Below are 17131 nucleotides of genomic sequence, written 5' to 3'. Positions count from 1 at the left end.
TGATATTTTATAGGATATGGGTAAGGAAGATATAAGAAGGGAATCTTATTTAACAGAAATGGACTGCTTGACAGCATAAGATTCATGAAGGAGTGAACATTGTGTCAGAAGAAAAGATGTATGACGTCATTATTATCGGAGCAGGTCCTGCGGGAATGACGGCAGCCGTTTATACGTCAAGGGCGAACCTGTCGACTTTGATGGTTGAAAGAGGCGTTCCGGGCGGACAGATGGCCAATACGGAGGATGTCGAAAACTATCCGGGATTTGAAAGCATTCTGGGACCAGAGCTTTCAAATAAAATGTTTGAACATGCGAAAAAGTTCGGCGCTGAGTATGCGTATGGCGATATTAAAGAAGTCGTCGATGAAGGAGACTACAAGATCGTCAAAGCGGGATCAAAAGAATTTAAAGCGCGTGCGGTCATCATCACAGCAGGCGCCGAATATAAGAAGCTCGGCGTACCTGGCGAAAAAGAGCTTGGCGGCCGCGGTGTATCTTATTGTGCGGTTTGTGACGGCGCATTCTTTAAAAACAAAGAGCTCGTCGTTGTCGGAGGAGGGGACTCCGCTGTTGAAGAAGGCGTGTACTTAACCCGTTTCGCTTCGAAAGTCACGATCGTCCACCGCCGCGATAAGCTGAGAGCGCAAAGCATCCTACAGGCGCGCGCGTTTGACAACGAAAAAGTCGACTTTCTCTGGAACAAGACGGTCAAGGAAATTCATGAAAAAGACGGAAAGGTCGGTAAAGTAACGCTGGTCGATACGGTCACAGGCGAAGAAGAAGAGTTCCGGACTGACGGCGTCTTTATCTACATCGGCATGCTGCCGCTTTCAGAGCCGTTCAAAAACCTCGGCATTACAAATGAAGAGGGCTACATCGTGACAAATGAACAGATGGAAACAAAAGTTGAAGGTATTTTTGCAGCGGGCGATATCCGCGAGAAAACCCTTCGCCAAATCGTAACGGCAACAGGCGACGGAAGCATTGCCGCACAAAGCGTTCAGCACTATATCGAAGAGCTGAAAGAGAAAGAAAAGGCTGTAAAATAACGTATTTTTATCGTCATCATGATTTAACCGCCCTGTAACACCAGTGAAACAATTATTCGTTATGATGGGTATAGTAATTGACCCCCTTTTATAATGAATTTTATTGGCACGGATGATCTTATCCGTGTCCTTTTTTTGTTTTATTTTTCCACAAAGAGAAATTTTTACAAATTTCACAAGTTGTTCAAATTTCAATATTGAAACGTCTATTTTTGCTGTAAAATAGAATGAAAGAACGGTTTTCGCAAGCGCTTCCATTCGCTGAAAAAGCCGTTTCTTTAAGTTTTACCCGGGAAAAGCCTTAAAGCAGTCCGGAAAAAAGCGATTTTCGCGGCGGAACTGCATGTTCATTGTGAGCGGGGACAGGAAGCGGTATAATAGAAAAAAGAATTGAAGGAATAAAAGGATGGGTGACAGACTTTGCAAAGAGTGACGAATTGTGTGCTGACTTCAGGTGATAAAGTCCTGTTGCTGCAAAAGCCCAGACGAGGCTGGTGGGTAGCCCCCGGCGGCAAAATGGAAAGCGGGGAAACCGTCAGGGACGCCGTCATCAGGGAATACCGCGAAGAGACGGGCTTGTATGTGCTGAACCCGCAGCTGAAAGGGATATTCACCTTTATCATAAAAGAAAATGATCAGGTCGTATCTGAATGGATGATGTTCACATTCGTCGCCGATCATTATACAGGCAAACATGTAGAAGAATCGGAAGAAGGCATCATCGAGTGGCATCAGGCGGCAGACGTCTGGAGCCTGCCGATGGCGCCGGGAGACGTCCATATTCTGGATTTTATGCTGAAAGGCAAAGGACTGCTTCACGGCACCTTTACGTATACGCCTGACTTTGAATTGCTGTCCTATCGCCTCGACCCGCAAGGCGAATAAACATAAGAGGGGGAGAGAAGCATGAATGCGAATGGAGGCCATGATATACAGCTTGTGATCATAACCGGAATGTCAGGGGCAGGAAAAACAGTGGCGATTCAAAGCTTTGAGGATCTCGGTTTTTTCTGTGTCGATAATCTGCCGCCATCTTTGCTGCCGAAATTTTTGGAGCTGATGAAGGAATCAAGTTCAAAAATGAGCAAAGTTGCCCTTGTTATGGATTTGCGCGGCCGCGAGTTTTTTGACAGCCTGATTGAAGCGCTTGACGAGATTGGGGAAACATCCTGGATTACCCCGCGAATTTTATTTTTAGATGCCAAGGATTTGGTTCTCGTTTCAAGATATAAAGAGACAAGAAGGTCCCACCCCCTTGCGACAACTGGCCTGCCGCTTGAGGGTATCCGAACGGAACGGGAGCTTCTCGAAGAGTTGAAAGGCCGCTCTCAAATCATTTATGATACATCCGATATGAAACCGAGGGACTTGCGCGAAAAAATTGTCCAGCATTTTGCGGCAGATCATGGACATACCTTTACAGTGAATGTAATGTCATTCGGGTTTAAATACGGATTACCGATCGATGCGGATCTAGTGTTCGACGTAAGGTTTCTTCCGAATCCGTACTATATCGACAGCATGAGGCCGTTGACGGGAAAAGATCAGGAAGTATCTTCGTATGTGATGAAATGGAACGAAACACAAAAGTTTCTTGAAAAACTGACCGAGCTGCTGAGCTTTATGCTTCCGTCATATAAGCGCGAAGGTAAAAGCCAGCTAGTCATCGCGATTGGCTGCACAGGCGGACAGCATCGCTCGGTGACGCTTGCTGAATACCTTGCCGATTATTATAAAAAGGACTACTATACTCATGTTACTCACCGGGACATCGAGAAGAAAAGCAGAAAATAGCATGGCAGATCAGAAAAAAATCGCAATTTTTGGCGGAGGAACAGGCCTTTCGGTATTGCTCAGAGGATTGAAGCAACATCCGGTTGACATTACGGCGATTGTGACGGTCGCAGATGACGGCGGAAGCTCGGGGAGGCTGCGCGATGAGCTTAAAATTCCCCCTCCGGGGGACATCAGAAATGTGCTCGCTGCACTGTCTGATGTTGAACCGCTTGTTGAAGATCTGTTCCAGCACCGCTTCTCTAAAGGCGGCGATTTAATCGGCCATTCATTGGGAAATTTGATTTTGGCGGCGATGACGAATATAACCGGTGATTTCTTTCACGCCGTTACTGAAATGAGCAAAGTTTTAAATGTGAGGGGAAGGGTTCTGCCCGCGGCCAATACCAGTGTTGTCCTTCATGCGGAAATGGATGACGGACAGATCATATCAGGGGAATCGACGATACCGTCTTACGGTAAGCGGATTAAACGGGTGTTTTTAACACCTGAAAAAATCGAACCCGTTCCGGAAACGATTGATGTAATCCGCGGCGCCGACCTGATTCTTCTCGGCCCGGGAAGCCTGTATACGAGCATCTTGCCGAATCTTCTCGTTCCGAAGATAAGGGAAGAAATATTAAACGCCCCGGCAAAAAAAGTTTATATTTGCAATGTGATGACCCAGCCGGGAGAAACGCTGTACTACAGTGCAGCTGATCATGTAAAAGCGCTTAACCAGCATATGGGCGGTCCGTTTATCGATACGATCCTCGTCAACAATGAGGAAATCCCGGACGATATCCGGGAACGCTATGCGAAGGAGCAGGCACAGCCCGTCCAGTTTAACATTGATGATCTGTCTGCGATGGGGCTTGAGGTCATCAAAGATCAGATTGTGACATACGAGAATGGCGTGATCCGTCATGATACACATAAAGTCGCTTCGCTACTTGTTGATTTGTTAAAAGAATAGCAGGCCTGGGAATGGGGGTGTCCATAATATGTCATTTGCATCGGAAACGAAAAAAGAACTTACAAACCTTGAAGTAAAAGATTGCTGCGCGAAAGCAGAGCTCTCTGCCCTCATTCGGATGAACGGTTCATTGTCTTTCTCAAACCGAAAAGTGGTTCTCGACGTCCAGACCGAGAACGCGGCCATCGCCAGAAGAATTTACACATTGCTGAAGAAACAATACGATGTTTCCGTTGAACTGCTCGTTCGAAAGAAAATGAGACTGAAAAAAAACAATGTCTACATCGTACGCCTGATCGAAAATGCCAAGCTGATTCTTGAGGACCTGAAAATACTCGGAGACAACTTTGTCATTGCCAGAAACATCTCGGAAGACTTGGTCAAAAAACGTTGCTGCAAACGTTCTTATATGAGAGGGGCTTTTTTAGCCGGGGGTTCTGTCAATAATCCCGAGACATCTTCTTACCACCTCGAAATTTTTTCGCTGTATAAAGAGCATAATGATTCATTGTGCAGGCTCATGAATCAGTTTCATTTAAACAGCAAAACGCTTGAGCGGAAAAAAGGATACATCACGTATCTGAAGGAAGCTGAAAAAATTACCGAGTTTTTGAATGTGATCGGCGCGCATAATTCGCTGCTCCGCTTTGAAGACGTCCGGATCGTGCGCGATATGAGAAACTCGGTTAACCGGCTCGTCAATTGCGAGACAGCCAATCTAAACAAAACGATCGGCGCTTCTCTGCGGCAGGTGGAAAACATTAAGCTGATCGACGAAAGAATCGGGCTTGATGCGCTACCGGAAAAGCTGAGGGAAATCGCCCAGCTCCGCATCGATTATCAGGAAGTAACCTTAAAGGAACTCGGGGAAATGGTGTCGAGCGGAAAAATCAGCAAATCGGGCATCAATCACAGGCTTAGGAAACTGGATGAAATAGCTGAGCAGCTGCGTTCAGGACAATCTGTCTCTTTAAAATAGGGAATGGGGGAGATCGTATGGTTCAACAAAAAGTGGAAATTCTTTTGAAAACGGGGCTTCAAGCGCGCCCGGCGGCATTGTTTGTTCAAGAAGCCAACCGTTTTCAATCAGATATTTTTCTGGAAAAGGGAGATAAAAAAGTGAATGCCAAAAGCATCATGGGGCTGATGAGCCTAGCTGTCAGCTCCGGATCGGAAGTCACGCTGATCGCCGACGGTTCCGATGAGCAAGATGCTCTTGCTGCATTGACTGCATATGTTCAAGAGAAAAAAGCTAAACCTTTATGAGGTTTGGCTTTTTCTCATCGATTCAAAGCGGAAGGAGAATAACCGATGACGACGATGCTTGATTCGCTGTTTAAAAGGATTGGATACAAGCCCGGTCAGCAGGTGACATTTGCTGACTTGCCCGAATTTTTATCGCTGCTGGCTTTACAGTTTCCTTTTGAAAATAGCGCGGTTTTAAGAAACGAACGGATTTCGATGACGAAAACAGGGCTGACGGAAGCCTTGCTGAACAATAAAAGAGGCGGTTTATGCTATGATTTGAACGCTTTTCTTTACCATGTGCTGACAGAGCTCGGCTTTTCCGTACACATGGTTCGCGGGACGGTTTTTAATCCAAAAGAACAGGCGTGGGCGCTGACGGGAACGCATGTCGCCGTTATTCTGCGGGAAAGCGATGAAACCTATTTGCTTGATACTGGATTCGGCATCAACCTGCCGCTTGCCCCCGTTCCGTTCTCAGGTGAACCCATCACCTCAAAAACAGGAGCTTACCGTATCAGGAAAACAAAGACAGATAAAGGAGATTACCTTCTTGAAATGGATAAGGGAGAGGGGTGGCAGACCGGCTACGCATTTTCGCTGACGCCAATCGATGAAGCGACGCTTGCGTGCGTGCGGGATGCGATTTTCGATGAGGAAGCGTCTCCCTTTAATAAAAACCCGCTCGCTTCCAAGCTGACAAAGGACGGAAAGTTAATTTTGTCGAAGGATCACTTCACAAAGCAAACCGGAAGCGGTTTGACGAAAGAAGATGTGAACGCCGGAGATTTCCAGACCATTTTCGTTCAAGCATTTTTTGACTGAAGCACCACTGTGCATCAATTAAAATAAGCGGACGCCTGTCTGCAGCGCCCGCTCGTTTTCTGTTTTATCCTTCTGTTTTCAGCTGAAAGCCGTCCAGTGTTTCTTCGGCTTCGCGAAAAAGCTGCAAATATGCTTCGGCTTGATCGCCCAAGTAAATCCGGCTTTTTTCGATATTCTTCCACTCGATCAGCAAAGGCATGCCGACCCAGCCGGTCAGACAATCCCACAGCGCGTCAAGGTTTTCGCCATAGTAGTCCGGAAGCTCCAGCTGTTCTTTTAATGTTTGGTGAAGGTCTGATACGCTCGTGATCTTGTCTCCGTTTAAAGTGACTTGTTTCATATGATCATCTCATTCTCGTAAACGTTTTATAGTGGTCAGTTGTTTTATAAACCAGTCTGTCGTTGGAATAGACGATCCGGTCTGACCCCCGGAATCCCGATGTATAGTTGATGTCGGCTTCTCTCCATACGCGTCCGGCCGCATCTGGAAGCAATTTTTCTCTGTTTTGAAAGATATCGCCGCCGATGCTTTTTCCAGGCGCTACTTCTGCGAGATTGCCTTTTTGCGGGTCCCACCCTAATTTTGCCGCTTCGGCTTTTGTGATGAAGTTGTCAGGCAGCCTGCCGTATTTCACGATATAGTCGGCAACACCTTCAAACGTATTAATGACCTCATTTGACTGAACGGTGCTGCCTTTTTCTGCATGCGGCCCTTCAGCTGAGCTTGTAAAAAGGTTCCCCGCCAGAAAGCCGAGCGCGAGAACAATCCCAAGCGCAAGTGTGGATAATATTTTTTTCACGGATAAAGTCCTCCCCATCTTTAGACTTTATAGCATAAACATGAAGAATGTGCCTTCATGGGATTGAACAGCCGCATTTCCTCATTTCCATTCCGTCTGTAATCATATTGAATTGTACCTCAAAACATGCTCAGAAATCATTATAGTATTGTAAATTTTCCATGAAACCCGAGGACGGGAACGGATCGCCGCGGTTTCCTATTTGACTCCCGGAATGTTAGTCAAGATATGAAGAAAAAAACAACTGCTTTTCATCAGTTCTTTTCAATGGAAATGTGAAATAGGCGGTAAAGTTCCTTTGCACCCGCGGGCGTGACTGCAACGGCCCGTGTGCGCGGGCGCCGCTCGATCCAGCCCATGCGGATAAAAGCGTTGAGCAGTGCGGAGCCCAGGGCACCGGCAATGTGATGCCGCCTTTCACTCCAATCCAGGCATTTATGGCAAAAAGAGCGCCGTTTCTTTTTGACTTCCCCAACATCGATGCCAAGTTCCTTCAAAAATAATTCTCCTGCTTCAGTCACGGTAAAAGCCGTCTCTTCTTCTTTCAACACGCCCATCTCCACGAGCCGCTCCGCAAGTGTGACGCCGAGCGATCCAGCCAAGTGATCATAGCATGTCCGCGCTTTTCTGACCGCCCGATCTTCGGCTGACTGCCGGAAAGAGCGAATTTCAGCAGGGGGGGCTATGTTGAGCAGAGTTTCCAGCGATTGTGCAACCTTGCCATCTTTGAGCCGGTAATAGCGGTGCCGTCCTTGCTTCCGGCATGTCAGCATTTCGGCGTCAAGCAGTTTGGAAAGGTGAAAGCTTGCTGTCTGCTGTTTGATTCCCGCATATCCGGCCAGCTCGGTAGCTGTATAAAACCGGTCATCAAGCAATGCGGTTAAAATCGCGGCCCGCGACGGATCGGTGACAAGCTTGGCGACCTCGGCGATATTCGGATTCACGGTCATGACACTTCCTCCTAAAATGTAATCGATACTTCGATGTTAATTGAAATATTGGAGAATTACAATAAAAGCATAAAAGGAGGAGACCGATATGCATCTAAACAGCAAAATTATTCAGCCAAGCATTTTATACTACGGAACACCCGTCATTTTGCTCAGCACGCTGAACGAAGACGGTTCCACGAATCTCAGCCCGCTTTCCTCTTCTTGGGCGCTTGGGGATTCGATCGTACTCGGCGTCGGCACCGGCGGCAAAGCATTGGAGAATTTAGAGAGACAAGCCGGATGTGTCATCAATGTGCCGGATTCATCTTTATGGAGCAATGTAGAACGGCTCGCTTCCTATACCGGCAAACGATGCGTTCCGGAAGAAAAAAAGCGGCTCGGCTTTACATACCTTAAAGAAAAGTTTGCAGCCGGCGGATTTACGGCAGCAGATTCCCTGGCGGTGAAGCCTGACAGAGTCGCCGATTGTCCGCTTCAAATTGAAGCGGAAGCCGTCAATATCCGCATTCCGGAACATTCACCGTATTTTGCCGTCATTGAAACAAAAGTGCTTCATGTGCACGCACATGAAGCGATTATAAAAGGGGAACACCACATCGATCCTCAAAAATGGGGGCCTTTAATTTATCTTTTTAGACACTATTTTGGTTTAGGACGCGAGCTCGGCAAAACATTCCGGGCCTGAATGTAAGAATGTGCGTCATCTCAGTTCTTTGACTATATCTTTTGGCTGTCTGCCCTGAAGACCGTCAATCAGGTTTTGGACGGCGCTTTTCAGCATGTTGACGTGTGTGACAAGAGTGGATGATCCAATGTGGGGAACGAGGGTCACATTGGAAAGGCTTAGGAGCGGATTGTCTTTTTCAATCGGCTCCTTTTCAAATACATCAAGTCCGGCTCCTTTAATCCATCCTTCTTTCAGCGCTTGAATCAACGCGTGTTCGTCAACGGTTTTGCCGCGGGAGATGTTGATGAAAATGGATGACGGTTTCATTTTTTTGAATTCAGCTTCGCCGATAAGGCGGAATGTCTCGTCTGTGAGCGGTGTGATCAGAACAACAAAGTCCGAGCGTTCCAACAGCTCATGAAAGCCCGTATAAACCGCGCCGGTTTTTTTCTCTGTGTCGGGTTTGCGGCTGCGGCTGTAATAGAGCACTTCCATATCAAAACCCAAGGCCGCCCGTTTGGCGACTTGTTCTCCGATTCGTCCCATTCCGATGATGCCGAGCGTCCGGTGATGGACATCGCATCCGAACAAGCTTTCATCATCCTCTGATTTGGTCCATTTTCCATCGCGGACATAGCGGTCGAGCTCGGCGATTCGCCGCGCTGAGGAAAGGATCAGACCGAAAGCGAGGTCTGCGACTGTGCCGTCAAGAATGTATGGTGTGTGAGTGCCGATAACCGATTTTTCTTTCATTGCTTCAATGTCAAAGTTGTCATAGCCGACGGAGTTGTTGCTGACGATTTTTAACTTCGGCGCATTGCATAATAATTCACGGTTGATTTTTGTCCCTGAGGTCAAAAGACCGTCTGCTTCCTTGATTTTTTCGAGCAGGGTCGATCTGGGAATGCGCTCGCGCGAAGTCCAAATTTCATATGTGCAGTGTTCGGCGAGCATCTCTTCGATTTCTTTTGGGACCGGTTTTGTGACATATACAAACGGTTTCATCTGCATTCTCCTTCCGCGTATCATCTGCTTCTATTATAGAGGAAAAACGGCTTCTATAAAAATCAAAGTCTGTTCCGAATAAACGTAGGACTATCAGCTCAATTATTGTTGTTTAGAAAATCATAGAAACTTATTTCAGTTTTTTAATTTATTTTAATGCATTTTTATAACTATAAATCCAAATATTAGATGTTCTATTTTGCTTCCAGTTCTATTTTTATAGGTGAAGAACAGTGTAGATTTTATTATTTTAGAAAGATATAAAATTAGACTTTTTAAAATATTCAGTACATTTATAGTGAATTTTTTGATTCGAATCCAAATCGAAAAACCATGTGCTATAATTCGGCTGTAACAATATCAAGGTCATATGACTATGAAAAGGAGTGAGAGAGAAATGGCGATTTTAACTTCCATTTTGAAGCGAAATCAGTCTTTTGTAGAGGAAAAGGGGTACGAGTTTTATGAAACGACAAAATTTCCGGAGAAGAAACTTGTGATTTTGACATGTATGGACACGCGTTTATTAGAACTGCTCCATCATGCAATGGGGTTAAGAAATGGAGACGCAAAAATCATTAAGAATGCGGGGGCCGTTGTTTCTCACCCTTTTGGAAGCGTCATGCGCAGCATTCTTGTGGCTGTCTATGAGCTGCAGGCTGAAGAAGTCTGCGTGATCGGCCACCATGAGTGTGGTATGGCAAGCCTGAACGCTTCATCTATCCTTCAAAAGGCCAAACAGCGGGGGATTGATGATGGCTGTCTCGAACTCCTGCAGCATTCAGGCATCGACTTGGACACATGGATGACGGGCTTTGACAGGGTTGAAGACAGCGTCAGCCACAGCGTGAACATGGTTCGGAATCATCCGCTGATGCCTTCAGACGTTCCGGTGCACGGATTGGTGATTGATCCAAAGACCGGCCGTTTGGATGTTGTGGAAGATGGTTATTCACGTGAAGACGTTTTGCTTTCGGAAATGGGGAGGATAGATTGAATGTTACGTTTTTCAGGCAGATTTGAAGGATACAGCCTTAAACGGTTTCAAAAAGATATTGTAGCAGGAATGGTCGTTGGAGTCGTCGCAATTCCGCTTGGCATGGCTTTTGCCATAGCCTCGGGGGTGAAACCGGAACACGGTCTTTACACAGTGATTGTCGCCGGTATTTTGATTTCGCTTCTCGGCGGGTCGAAATACCAGATTGGCGGACCGACAGGCGCCTTTGTTCCGATCCTGTTCGCTATTGTGCTCCAATACGGATTTGAGAATCTGCTGATTGCCGGTTTTATGGCCGGAGTGATTCTCGTCATTTTAGGGCTGCTAAAACTCGGCAAGATTATCAAGTTTATTCCGCGGCCGGTGATCATCGGATTTACGGCCGGCATCGCAGTGATTATTTTCACCGGAGAAATCGCCAAGTTTTTAGGTTTGAGGAATGTTGAGAAGCATGAGAGTTTTTATATGAATATGCGAGAGGTTGTCATCAACCTGAACACGCTCAGCTTCTACAGCATTTTGACGGCTGTCGTATCGCTCTTCTTTGTGCTGTTTACGCCAAAGATTCTGCCGAAAGTGCCGGGAGCGCTTGCAGGCTTGCTTGTATCGACGGTCATGGCCACGATGCTGTTTCCTGAACAGGTGGTAACGATCGGCTCAGCTTACGGCGAAATTCCGCGCAGCTTGCCGAGCTTTCAATTTCCTGAATTGTCATTGGAAAAAATCATTTACCTGCTGCCTCCCGCTCTTGCGATTGCGATGCTCGGCGGAATCGAATCGCTGCTTTCCGCGATGGTGGCAGACAATATGAAGGGAACAAGGCATGACAGCAATAAAGAGCTTGTCGGCCAGGGGATTGCGAACATTGCCGCACCGCTGTTCGGCGGAATTCCGGCGACAGGCGCGATTGCCCGTACGGCAACCAATATTAAAACGGGTGCTGCTTCTCCGATTTCAGGGATCGTGCACGGCGTGTTTGTTTTATTGGTCCTGCTTTTGTTTGCGCCATACGCTTCCCTTATCCCGCTTGCAAGCATGTCGCCGATTTTAATGGTGGTCGCTTGGAATATGAGTGAGCGGAAAGAGTTTGTAAACATTTTGAAAATTAAGAATTCCGACTCTGCCGTGCTTGTCGTCACATTTCTTTTAACGGTTTGGCAGGACCTTGTATTTGGGGTGGCGGCCGGGATCCTGCTGGCGATTATCACCTTTATCGTCAGAATGAGCAAATCGTTCCGCATTAAAAAGGATGTGTCTGAATCGATCGTCCAGTCGGCTGCTGCAGCGGAAGAAAAGAAATTCCACCGCTCTGTCAGCATCTATTCTGTTGAAGGCCCGCTGTTTTTCGGCTCATCGAATTCATTGGAGGATTCAATTTTGGACAAAGGCCACCCGCCAAAACTCCTCATCCTGCTTATGAACAAAGTAGACTATATGGATTCTTCCGCAGAAGGCAGCTTGATGACGATCGTCAACCGTGTCCACCAGCAAAACGGCAAAGTGATGATTGTCGGGTTGCAGCAGCAGCCGCGTGAGCTTCTTCATAAAACAGGGCTGTTTCATAAAATCGGCAAAAAGCATTTTGTCGACAGGCCTGAACAAATATTTGACGTGACATAACTGAAGAAAACCGCCTGTTCCGGGCTGACCGAAGCAGGCGGTTGCTTTTATTCGGCGGCTTTTACATATGTGCCTTTTTTCATTGCGGCTATTGCCGTTTCTTTCATCAAAAGGACGTCTTTTGAAAGTGTGGAGGCGGGGACTTTTCTTCCGTTAACGGCGACTTTTGGATCGATCCATCTTACCTTTAAAGTTTGATGAAAAGTAAAATCGTCTTCGTCTCCTTGCTTAACGCTCTGGCTCGCTGTACTGAGCCTTTCAAGCGTTTCCCGGAAGCACGCTTTTTGCTTTAGCATCGCAAGCAGTTCCGTGTCGGTTTTGAAAAAATCGCGTCCCGTGATGATACGCATGTCAAGCGCCTTTTTCAGCATTTGGCTGAGTGTACAGAGCGCATATACATTGAGGGGATTCATAAAGGAGTCAATCACCTCTTGATAGTAAAGGCGGGTGAACCATTCGGCGTGCTCTGTCGAAGTGCAGCAGATTTCGCCTTCGACAACGGTCAGTCCGGTTTCTAAAAATCGTCCAATCTCTTCTTGGTCGCCAAACCCGTAGGCTAAAGAGTCGCGAAGCGTGTAATCGATGCGATCCGCACATAATGAAGGAGCCGGCTGCTCCAGCAGCGTCCATTTTTTTTCATCGTATAAGATATCTTCATCTTTGAATCCGTATGTATCCAGAATCCAGGGGATATCAGATTGCTTGACCCATTGCCGAAACATCTGTTCATGGTAATCTTCGTTTTCCATGTTAAATACATCATCAGCCACATGGGAAAATGCCGTATGGGAAACATCGTGAAGCAAACCTGCAATTTGTTCTTCAAGGCTTCCGCCAAGCCTGCGGATCAAAAGCATAACCCCGATGCTGTGTTCGCAGCGGCTGATGTTCCATGCGGGATTGACGAGAAAGCATGCTCCGCCTTGGTGAATCCCATTTAGACGCTGAACGGCTTTTGAATGAATGAGGTCTGTCAGCACAGGCTCCAAATCTGCCTCGCCGTAAAGGCGGTCATTGATCTTCATGATGCTCTCCTGCAAATCTTTTCGTCAGTTTGCGGCGGTGGGCATCCATCATGTCTTCCAATGAAACATCGTATATGCCGGCAAGCATAATCAAATTCCCCATCACATCGCCCATTTCTTCGATCAGTTCCTTTTTCAGTTCAGCAGCCGGCCGTTTGGCTTCATCAGGACGGTCTCTTCCGATTTCGTATGCCCTGACCGCTCTCGCCAGTTCACCGGCCTCTTCCATTAAAAATCCCATCCGGATGAAAGGTCCGTATTCGCTCCATCCTCTTTTCCGATAAAATGTCTTTGTCCATTGCTCCGCGTCTGTGATTGTCATAAGTCTACACTCCCATTTAGAAATTCAATTATATTATCGCACACGGAACAAACAATATATAGTACAATGTTAATTGCTTTTATCAATATATGGAGTTGGAGTGAGCGAAAGTGAAAACGGTATGCGTATATTCAGGATCAAATATGGGGACGGACCCGGCGTACAAGAAGAAAGCTGCAGAGCTTGGTGTTTATATTGCCGAGAAGGGGCTTCGCCTTGTTTATGGAGGATCGAGAATGGGATTGATGGGCGTGATTGCGGATACCGTATTGAAAAACGGCGGGGAAGTTGTCGGCGTTATGCCGAAAGGACTTTTTACAGGGGAAATCGTTCATCAGCAGCTGACAGAGCTGATCGAAGTGAGCGGCATGCATGAGCGCAAAGCGAAAATGAGTGAATTAGCTGACGGCTTTATCGCGATGCCCGGAGGCTTCGGTACGTTTGAAGAGCTGTTTGAAGTGCTTTGCTGGGCCCAGATCGGCATTCATCAAAAGCCGATCGGACTTTACAATGTGAACGGCTATTTTGACCCACTTCTTAAAATGCTCGAATACAGCGTTCAAGAGGGCTTTTCGAATGAATCGCACCTTCAGCTGATTCATGCTTCGGCGAGCCCCGCGGAATTGATCGGGAACATGAATGATTATCGCTACCCTGTCCTCGAGAAAAAGTGGAAGGATTTATAGAAACTCTTACATAATGAGCGGAGGTACGGTAACATAAAAAAGCTGCCGATGACTTCGGCAGCTTTTTTTGCTGTTTACTTCTGTGCGTCGATATTGCGTGTGAGCACTTTATCAATCAGGCCGTATTCTTTTGCTTCTTCAGCCGTTTTGAAGTTGTCACGGTCTGTATCGCGCTCGATCACTTCAAGCGGTTGTCCAGTGCGCTCTGCAAGAATTTTGTTCAGTTTGTCACGCAATGAAAGAATGCGCTTCGCGGCAATTTCGATTTCTGTTGCCTGACCTTGCGCTCCGCCAAGCGGCTGGTGGATCATGACTTCACTGTTTGGAAGAGCGTAGCGCTTCCCTTTCTCGCCGGCTGCGAGAAGGAACGCACCCATAGATGCCGCCATTCCCGTACAAATCGTAGAGACTTGCGGTTTAATGAACTGCATGGTGTCATAAATCGCCATGCCGGCTGTGATAGAGCCGCCAGGGCTGTTAATATAGATGCTGATATCTTTTTCTGGATCTTCGGCTTCAAGGAATAGAAGCTGAGATACGATGGAGTTCGCAACATTGTCATCGATTGCTGATCCCAGCATAATGATACGGTCTTTCAACAAGCGTGAGTAAATGTCATACGCTCTTTCCCCGCGGTTCGTCTGTTCAATGACTGTAGGTATTAAATTCATAATGCTCCTCCTTCACCTTAAAAGGTAAGTATGTAGTTTAATCATACATTTTTGGTCAATAAAGGTCAAACAAAAAGCCGCCTTCATTAAAAAGACATACTGGGGTTTATTTTTCCCATTTTAAAGGACATTCAAACAAAAGATCAACTTTACAGAGGAAAGTATAGAAAAATGGGGTCTAAGTCCATTGATCTTCAATTTAATTTATAGGAAAAAAGGAAGCCGGTTATATATGTGAACGCAGACAAGAGCGCCCAGAGCTCCAAATAAGAAGAAACCAAAGCTGATCGGGTTTCTCGGCGTTGTTGCCGCTCATAGATTTTATCTCGACGAGAGAACAGGCAACGCTGCAGCCATGCTGCTTCTCAACTGGATTAGATTTGGTCTTTTATTGACGGTATGATCTGCCTTGTGAAAACAACGGACGAATTAAATAAAGATCGAGTATAATCTAAACCTGCATTGTTTCGAGCAAGAGATTGTGATTGACTTTTTAAAGAACAGCCCTTATAATATAAATTGCTGACGTTAAAAAATTATATTGTGCGCTCGTAGCTCAGCTGGATAGAGCGGTGGTTTCCGGTACCACGTCTGCCGGGGGTTCGAATCCCTCCGAGCGCGTTTTCAAGACAAGGGTTTGGCATTAGCCGCCCTTGTTTTTTTGTGCACTTTTAGTCGTATTTGACTCCCCGGAAGCATATATCAATTGGGGTCACTCGCGATGACTAGACGAAGGGGCGGGGTTAAATGGACAAAAAACACAATTATTTTATACCGTCAGGACTGTTGATTGGATTAGGCATCGGGATAGTATTCGACCATCCGGCACCGGGGCTTTTGATCGGCCTCGGGGCGGGGATTTTGTTGTCTGCTGTTGTGCCGAAACGAAACGGAAAGTGAGCTGGAAGGCTCGCTTTTTTGCGCTTTTACAACAACGGGCGGCCGCTTGGCCGCCCGTTGTTGTTTAATCGTGGATTGAACGCATATGTTTGATCTTTAGATTTTCAAAGACGGCCGTTCCATTTTCGGTAAAGAGCGTGATACCCGTATCATTCAGGTCTGGAAATGCAAGGTTTGAGTGCGTCGTTTCGCCGTCATCAATAAACGCTTCGACAGTGTTTTGATCTACGATGATTGTGAAATGCACCCGCTTTTTTTCCGGATCAAACGGTGCTTTGCTTTCCAAATAGGTGCGGGTGCTGTCAGGCTGTCCTGTAAATCCTCTGTTCACAAAAGAATAACCGCCTTCAGCCGAAATTCCTACATCGATATGGCGTTTTCGATCCGCGGATTCTCTTAGCCTGAATCCCGCGTTTTTAAGATCGGCCCACGAGATATCCGCCTCAAGCTGATAGGTATTTGCCTTAATCTGAAGCGTTTTTGATCCGTTTACTTCGGTGCGCTCAAACTCATCTGTCGATTCGGTTAATTCATCCAATTGATCGATTGGATGAGAGGCAAGGCTGTATTGATTTCCGCCTTTATGTTTAAGCTGAATTTGCCGGACGATCGAATCGGTTCCGTTAAAGCCGTCTTTCCATGTCGGCGTCCGGTTTGCATAATCCCAGTTATTCATCCACGCCAAAGCATAGCGTTTCTCGTACGAATCGTCTGTTTCGCCGTCCTCAAATGTCACGCCCGCATACCAGTCAAAGCCGTGATCAAGCCACTGAGGTTCCGCTTCGTCCGCGGTAAATTCGTTGCCGTTGAAGCTGCCTGTCCAGTATGCATAAGTATTCGGCTTGCCGGCACCTTTTCCATTTGCGCTTGCTCCGAGAACCCATTTATATGTTCCGTCATCCGCCCGCATTTTGAATAGATCCGGACATTCGATGATGCCGATATTTTCTGTTTGAAAACTACTTGTATAACGCCATTCCTTCAGATTTTGTGATTCGTAAAAGCCGATTTTCGTTCCTTCAGCCAGCGCCATCACCCATTTATCATCCTCTTCATCCCAGATCACTTTCGGATCTCTGAAATCGACGGTGTCCGGATTAGGCAATACCGGCTCTTCACCGTAAGGTTTAAATGTTTTTCCACCATTTTGGCTGTACCATAAAAATTGTTCTTCCTTCCCGTCATTGGCCGAAGGCTGCGTCATTATCGCCACGATCGCCCCTTTGCCGAAGCCGGCTGTGTTTTGTGAGTCGACAACGACAGAACCGGACCAAGGATCGCCGTTTTTATTCGTATATTTCGGAATGGCAACCCCTTGATCCTGCCAGTGGACGAGATCATCTGACACCGCGTGGCGCCACTCTGTCCCATTGCCGTCCGGATAGTCCCGGTTATAGAGATAGTAGTAATGATATTTTCCATTGAAATAGACGGGCTTTTGAGGGTCGTTTTTCCACTTGTCAGGGGTTGTCAAATGGAAAGCCGCGCGATATTCCGGTGTTTCCGGGGATTCTCCCTTTTTTTCTGTTTCCCGGTCTGAAACCAATATCATGATGAAGATTCCAAGACAAACAGTTAAAATGCTAATCCGCTTATATACTGTCTTCTTCAAGA

At 46.6% G+C, this 17131-nt stretch carries 21 protein-coding genes and 1 tRNA gene; 14 read left to right on the top strand and 8 right to left on the bottom strand.

Features of this window, described 5'->3' with window-relative positions; all coding sequences use genetic code 11:
- Positions 1-101: 101 nt before the first annotated feature.
- The 7 genes from trxB to M1D59_RS18905 all read left to right on the top strand — a co-directional run bounded on the left by trxB (position 102) and on the right by M1D59_RS18905 (position 5871).
- Complete coding sequence (trxB, locus tag M1D59_RS18935) at positions 102-1052, top strand: thioredoxin-disulfide reductase (RefSeq protein ID WP_020453061.1); 951 nt, start codon at positions 102-104, stop codon at positions 1050-1052.
- Between the two features lie 420 nt (positions 1053-1472).
- The gene (locus M1D59_RS18930; RefSeq protein WP_023856352.1) at positions 1473-1937 is read left to right on the top strand and encodes an 8-oxo-dGTP diphosphatase; all 465 of its coding nucleotides are present in this window, start codon (positions 1473-1475) and stop codon (positions 1935-1937) included.
- A gap of 21 nt (positions 1938-1958) precedes the next feature.
- Complete coding sequence (gene rapZ, locus M1D59_RS18925) at positions 1959-2846, top strand: RNase adapter RapZ (RefSeq protein ID WP_020453060.1); 888 nt, start codon at positions 1959-1961, stop codon at positions 2844-2846.
- 1 nt (position 2847) lies between these two features.
- Positions 2848-3801, top strand: a complete 954-nt coding sequence (locus tag M1D59_RS18920) for a gluconeogenesis factor YvcK family protein (RefSeq protein ID WP_023856351.1) — start codon at positions 2848-2850, stop codon at positions 3799-3801.
- A 28-nt stretch (positions 3802-3829) separates the two neighbouring features.
- On the top strand, positions 3830-4780 hold the full coding sequence (whiA, locus tag M1D59_RS18915) for a DNA-binding protein WhiA (RefSeq protein WP_020453058.1): 951 nt from the start codon (positions 3830-3832) through the stop codon (positions 4778-4780).
- 17 nt (positions 4781-4797) lie between these two features.
- Positions 4798-5067 carry an HPr family phosphocarrier protein gene (locus M1D59_RS18910; protein ID WP_020453057.1) on the top strand — a complete coding sequence of 90 codons (270 nt, stop codon included), beginning with the start codon at positions 4798-4800 and terminating at the stop codon, positions 5065-5067.
- 45 nt (positions 5068-5112) lie between these two features.
- Positions 5113-5871, top strand: coding sequence for an arylamine N-acetyltransferase (locus M1D59_RS18905; RefSeq protein ID WP_458117597.1), 759 nt, complete (start codon positions 5113-5115; stop codon positions 5869-5871).
- A 64-nt stretch (positions 5872-5935) separates the two neighbouring features.
- On the opposite strand, the gene M1D59_RS18900 is transcribed toward M1D59_RS18905, so the two are convergent.
- The 3 genes from M1D59_RS18900 to M1D59_RS18890 all read right to left on the bottom strand — a co-directional run bounded on the left by M1D59_RS18900 (position 5936) and on the right by M1D59_RS18890 (position 7621).
- Positions 5936-6211 carry a barstar family protein gene (locus M1D59_RS18900; RefSeq protein ID WP_020453055.1) on the bottom strand — a complete coding sequence of 92 codons (276 nt, stop codon included), beginning with the start codon at positions 6209-6211 and terminating at the stop codon, positions 5936-5938.
- 4 nt (positions 6212-6215) lie between these two features.
- On the bottom strand, positions 6216-6671 hold the full coding sequence (locus M1D59_RS18895) for a ribonuclease (protein ID WP_026580150.1): 456 nt from the start codon (positions 6669-6671) through the stop codon (positions 6216-6218).
- A 254-nt stretch (positions 6672-6925) separates the two neighbouring features.
- Positions 6926-7621, bottom strand: coding sequence for an ArsR/SmtB family transcription factor (locus M1D59_RS18890; RefSeq protein WP_256163506.1), 696 nt, complete (start codon positions 7619-7621; stop codon positions 6926-6928).
- Positions 7622-7709: 88 nt separating this feature from the next.
- On the opposite strand from M1D59_RS18890, the gene M1D59_RS18885 reads away from it, so the two are divergent.
- Entirely contained in the window at positions 7710-8309 is a 600-nt protein-coding gene (locus M1D59_RS18885; protein ID WP_231005562.1) for a flavin reductase family protein, read from the top strand.
- A gap of 15 nt (positions 8310-8324) precedes the next feature.
- Here the strand turns inward: M1D59_RS18885 and M1D59_RS18880 are convergent, their stop codons facing one another.
- The gene (locus tag M1D59_RS18880) at positions 8325-9296 is read right to left on the bottom strand and encodes a 2-hydroxyacid dehydrogenase (RefSeq protein WP_458117596.1); all 972 of its coding nucleotides are present in this window, start codon (positions 9294-9296) and stop codon (positions 8325-8327) included.
- 397 nt (positions 9297-9693) lie between these two features.
- On the opposite strand from M1D59_RS18880, the gene M1D59_RS18875 reads away from it, so the two are divergent.
- A complete protein-coding gene (locus tag M1D59_RS18875; RefSeq protein ID WP_458117595.1) occupies positions 9694-10293 on the top strand; it encodes a beta-class carbonic anhydrase in 600 nt (199 codons plus the stop codon).
- A complete protein-coding gene (locus M1D59_RS18870; protein WP_020453049.1) occupies positions 10294-11913 on the top strand; it encodes a SulP family inorganic anion transporter in 1620 nt (539 codons plus the stop codon).
- Positions 11914-11960: 47 nt separating this feature from the next.
- On the opposite strand, the gene M1D59_RS18865 is transcribed toward M1D59_RS18870, so the two are convergent.
- Both M1D59_RS18865 and M1D59_RS18860 read right to left on the bottom strand, forming a co-directional pair.
- Positions 11961-12938, bottom strand: coding sequence for an HD domain-containing protein (locus M1D59_RS18865; protein WP_458117594.1), 978 nt, complete (start codon positions 12936-12938; stop codon positions 11961-11963).
- A complete protein-coding gene (locus M1D59_RS18860; protein WP_020453047.1) occupies positions 12925-13260 on the bottom strand; it encodes a MazG nucleotide pyrophosphohydrolase domain-containing protein in 336 nt (111 codons plus the stop codon). The genes M1D59_RS18865 and M1D59_RS18860 overlap by 14 nt, the downstream gene beginning before the upstream one ends.
- A gap of 110 nt (positions 13261-13370) precedes the next feature.
- Between M1D59_RS18860 and M1D59_RS18855 the strand changes: the two genes are divergently transcribed.
- Positions 13371-13946 (top strand): LOG family protein, encoded by a 576-nt coding sequence (locus tag M1D59_RS18855; RefSeq protein ID WP_023856348.1) that lies wholly within the window; start codon positions 13371-13373, stop codon positions 13944-13946.
- 74 nt (positions 13947-14020) lie between these two features.
- Here M1D59_RS18855 and clpP read toward each other — a convergent pair whose 3' ends face one another.
- Entirely contained in the window at positions 14021-14617 is a 597-nt protein-coding gene (gene clpP / locus M1D59_RS18850; RefSeq protein WP_003185550.1) for an ATP-dependent Clp endopeptidase proteolytic subunit ClpP, read from the bottom strand.
- A 283-nt stretch (positions 14618-14900) separates the two neighbouring features.
- Here clpP and M1D59_RS18845 point away from each other — a divergent pair, with 283 nt between their 5' ends.
- The 3 genes from M1D59_RS18845 (at position 14901) to M1D59_RS18835 (ending at position 15517) form a co-directional block, all read left to right on the top strand.
- On the top strand, positions 14901-15020 hold the full coding sequence (locus tag M1D59_RS18845) for an NINE protein (RefSeq protein ID WP_229029901.1): 120 nt from the start codon (positions 14901-14903) through the stop codon (positions 15018-15020).
- A 142-nt stretch (positions 15021-15162) separates the two neighbouring features.
- Positions 15163-15238: transfer RNA gene (locus M1D59_RS18840), tRNA-Arg, on the top strand.
- 126 nt (positions 15239-15364) lie between these two features.
- Positions 15365-15517, top strand: coding sequence for a hypothetical protein (locus tag M1D59_RS18835; protein WP_164468296.1), 153 nt, complete (start codon positions 15365-15367; stop codon positions 15515-15517).
- Positions 15518-15581: 64 nt separating this feature from the next.
- Here the strand turns inward: M1D59_RS18835 and M1D59_RS18830 are convergent, their stop codons facing one another.
- A complete protein-coding gene (locus M1D59_RS18830) occupies positions 15582-17129 on the bottom strand; it encodes a glycoside hydrolase family 32 protein (protein ID WP_458117593.1) in 1548 nt (515 codons plus the stop codon).
- Positions 17130-17131 lie beyond the last annotated feature (2 nt).

Source organism: Bacillus sp. PK6-026, assembly GCF_054161455.1.
Note: the sequence above shows the minus strand (reverse complement) of the source record. Positions and strands in the feature narration are given on the sequence as shown.

Coding starts and splice junctions, on each gene's coding strand:
- rapZ (WP_020453060.1), top strand. CDS start 1,959: ATGAATGCGAATGGAGGCCATGATATACAGCTTGTGATCATAACCGGA.
- M1D59_RS18920 (WP_023856351.1), top strand. CDS start 2,848: ATGGCAGATCAGAAAAAAATCGCAATTTTTGGCGGAGGAACAGGCCTT.
- whiA (WP_020453058.1), top strand. CDS start 3,830: ATGTCATTTGCATCGGAAACGAAAAAAGAACTTACAAACCTTGAAGTA.
- M1D59_RS18910 (WP_020453057.1), top strand. CDS start 4,798: ATGGTTCAACAAAAAGTGGAAATTCTTTTGAAAACGGGGCTTCAAGCG.
- M1D59_RS18905 (WP_458117597.1), top strand. CDS start 5,113: ATGACGACGATGCTTGATTCGCTGTTTAAAAGGATTGGATACAAGCCC.
- M1D59_RS18900 (WP_020453055.1), bottom strand. CDS start 6,211: ATGAAACAAGTCACTTTAAACGGAGACAAGATCACGAGCGTATCAGAC.
- M1D59_RS18890 (WP_256163506.1), bottom strand. CDS start 7,621: ATGACCGTGAATCCGAATATCGCCGAGGTCGCCAAGCTTGTCACCGAT.
- M1D59_RS18885 (WP_231005562.1), top strand. CDS start 7,710: ATGCATCTAAACAGCAAAATTATTCAGCCAAGCATTTTATACTACGGA.
- M1D59_RS18880 (WP_458117596.1), bottom strand. CDS start 9,296: ATGAAACCGTTTGTATATGTCACAAAACCGGTCCCAAAAGAAATCGAA.
- M1D59_RS18875 (WP_458117595.1), top strand. CDS start 9,694: ATGGCGATTTTAACTTCCATTTTGAAGCGAAATCAGTCTTTTGTAGAG.
- M1D59_RS18870 (WP_020453049.1), top strand. CDS start 10,294: ATGTTACGTTTTTCAGGCAGATTTGAAGGATACAGCCTTAAACGGTTT.
- M1D59_RS18865 (WP_458117594.1), bottom strand. CDS start 12,938: ATGAAGATCAATGACCGCCTTTACGGCGAGGCAGATTTGGAGCCTGTG.
- M1D59_RS18860 (WP_020453047.1), bottom strand. CDS start 13,260: ATGACAATCACAGACGCGGAGCAATGGACAAAGACATTTTATCGGAAA.
- clpP (WP_003185550.1), bottom strand. CDS start 14,617: ATGAATTTAATACCTACAGTCATTGAACAGACGAACCGCGGGGAAAGA.
- M1D59_RS18835 (WP_164468296.1), top strand. CDS start 15,365: ATGGACAAAAAACACAATTATTTTATACCGTCAGGACTGTTGATTGGA.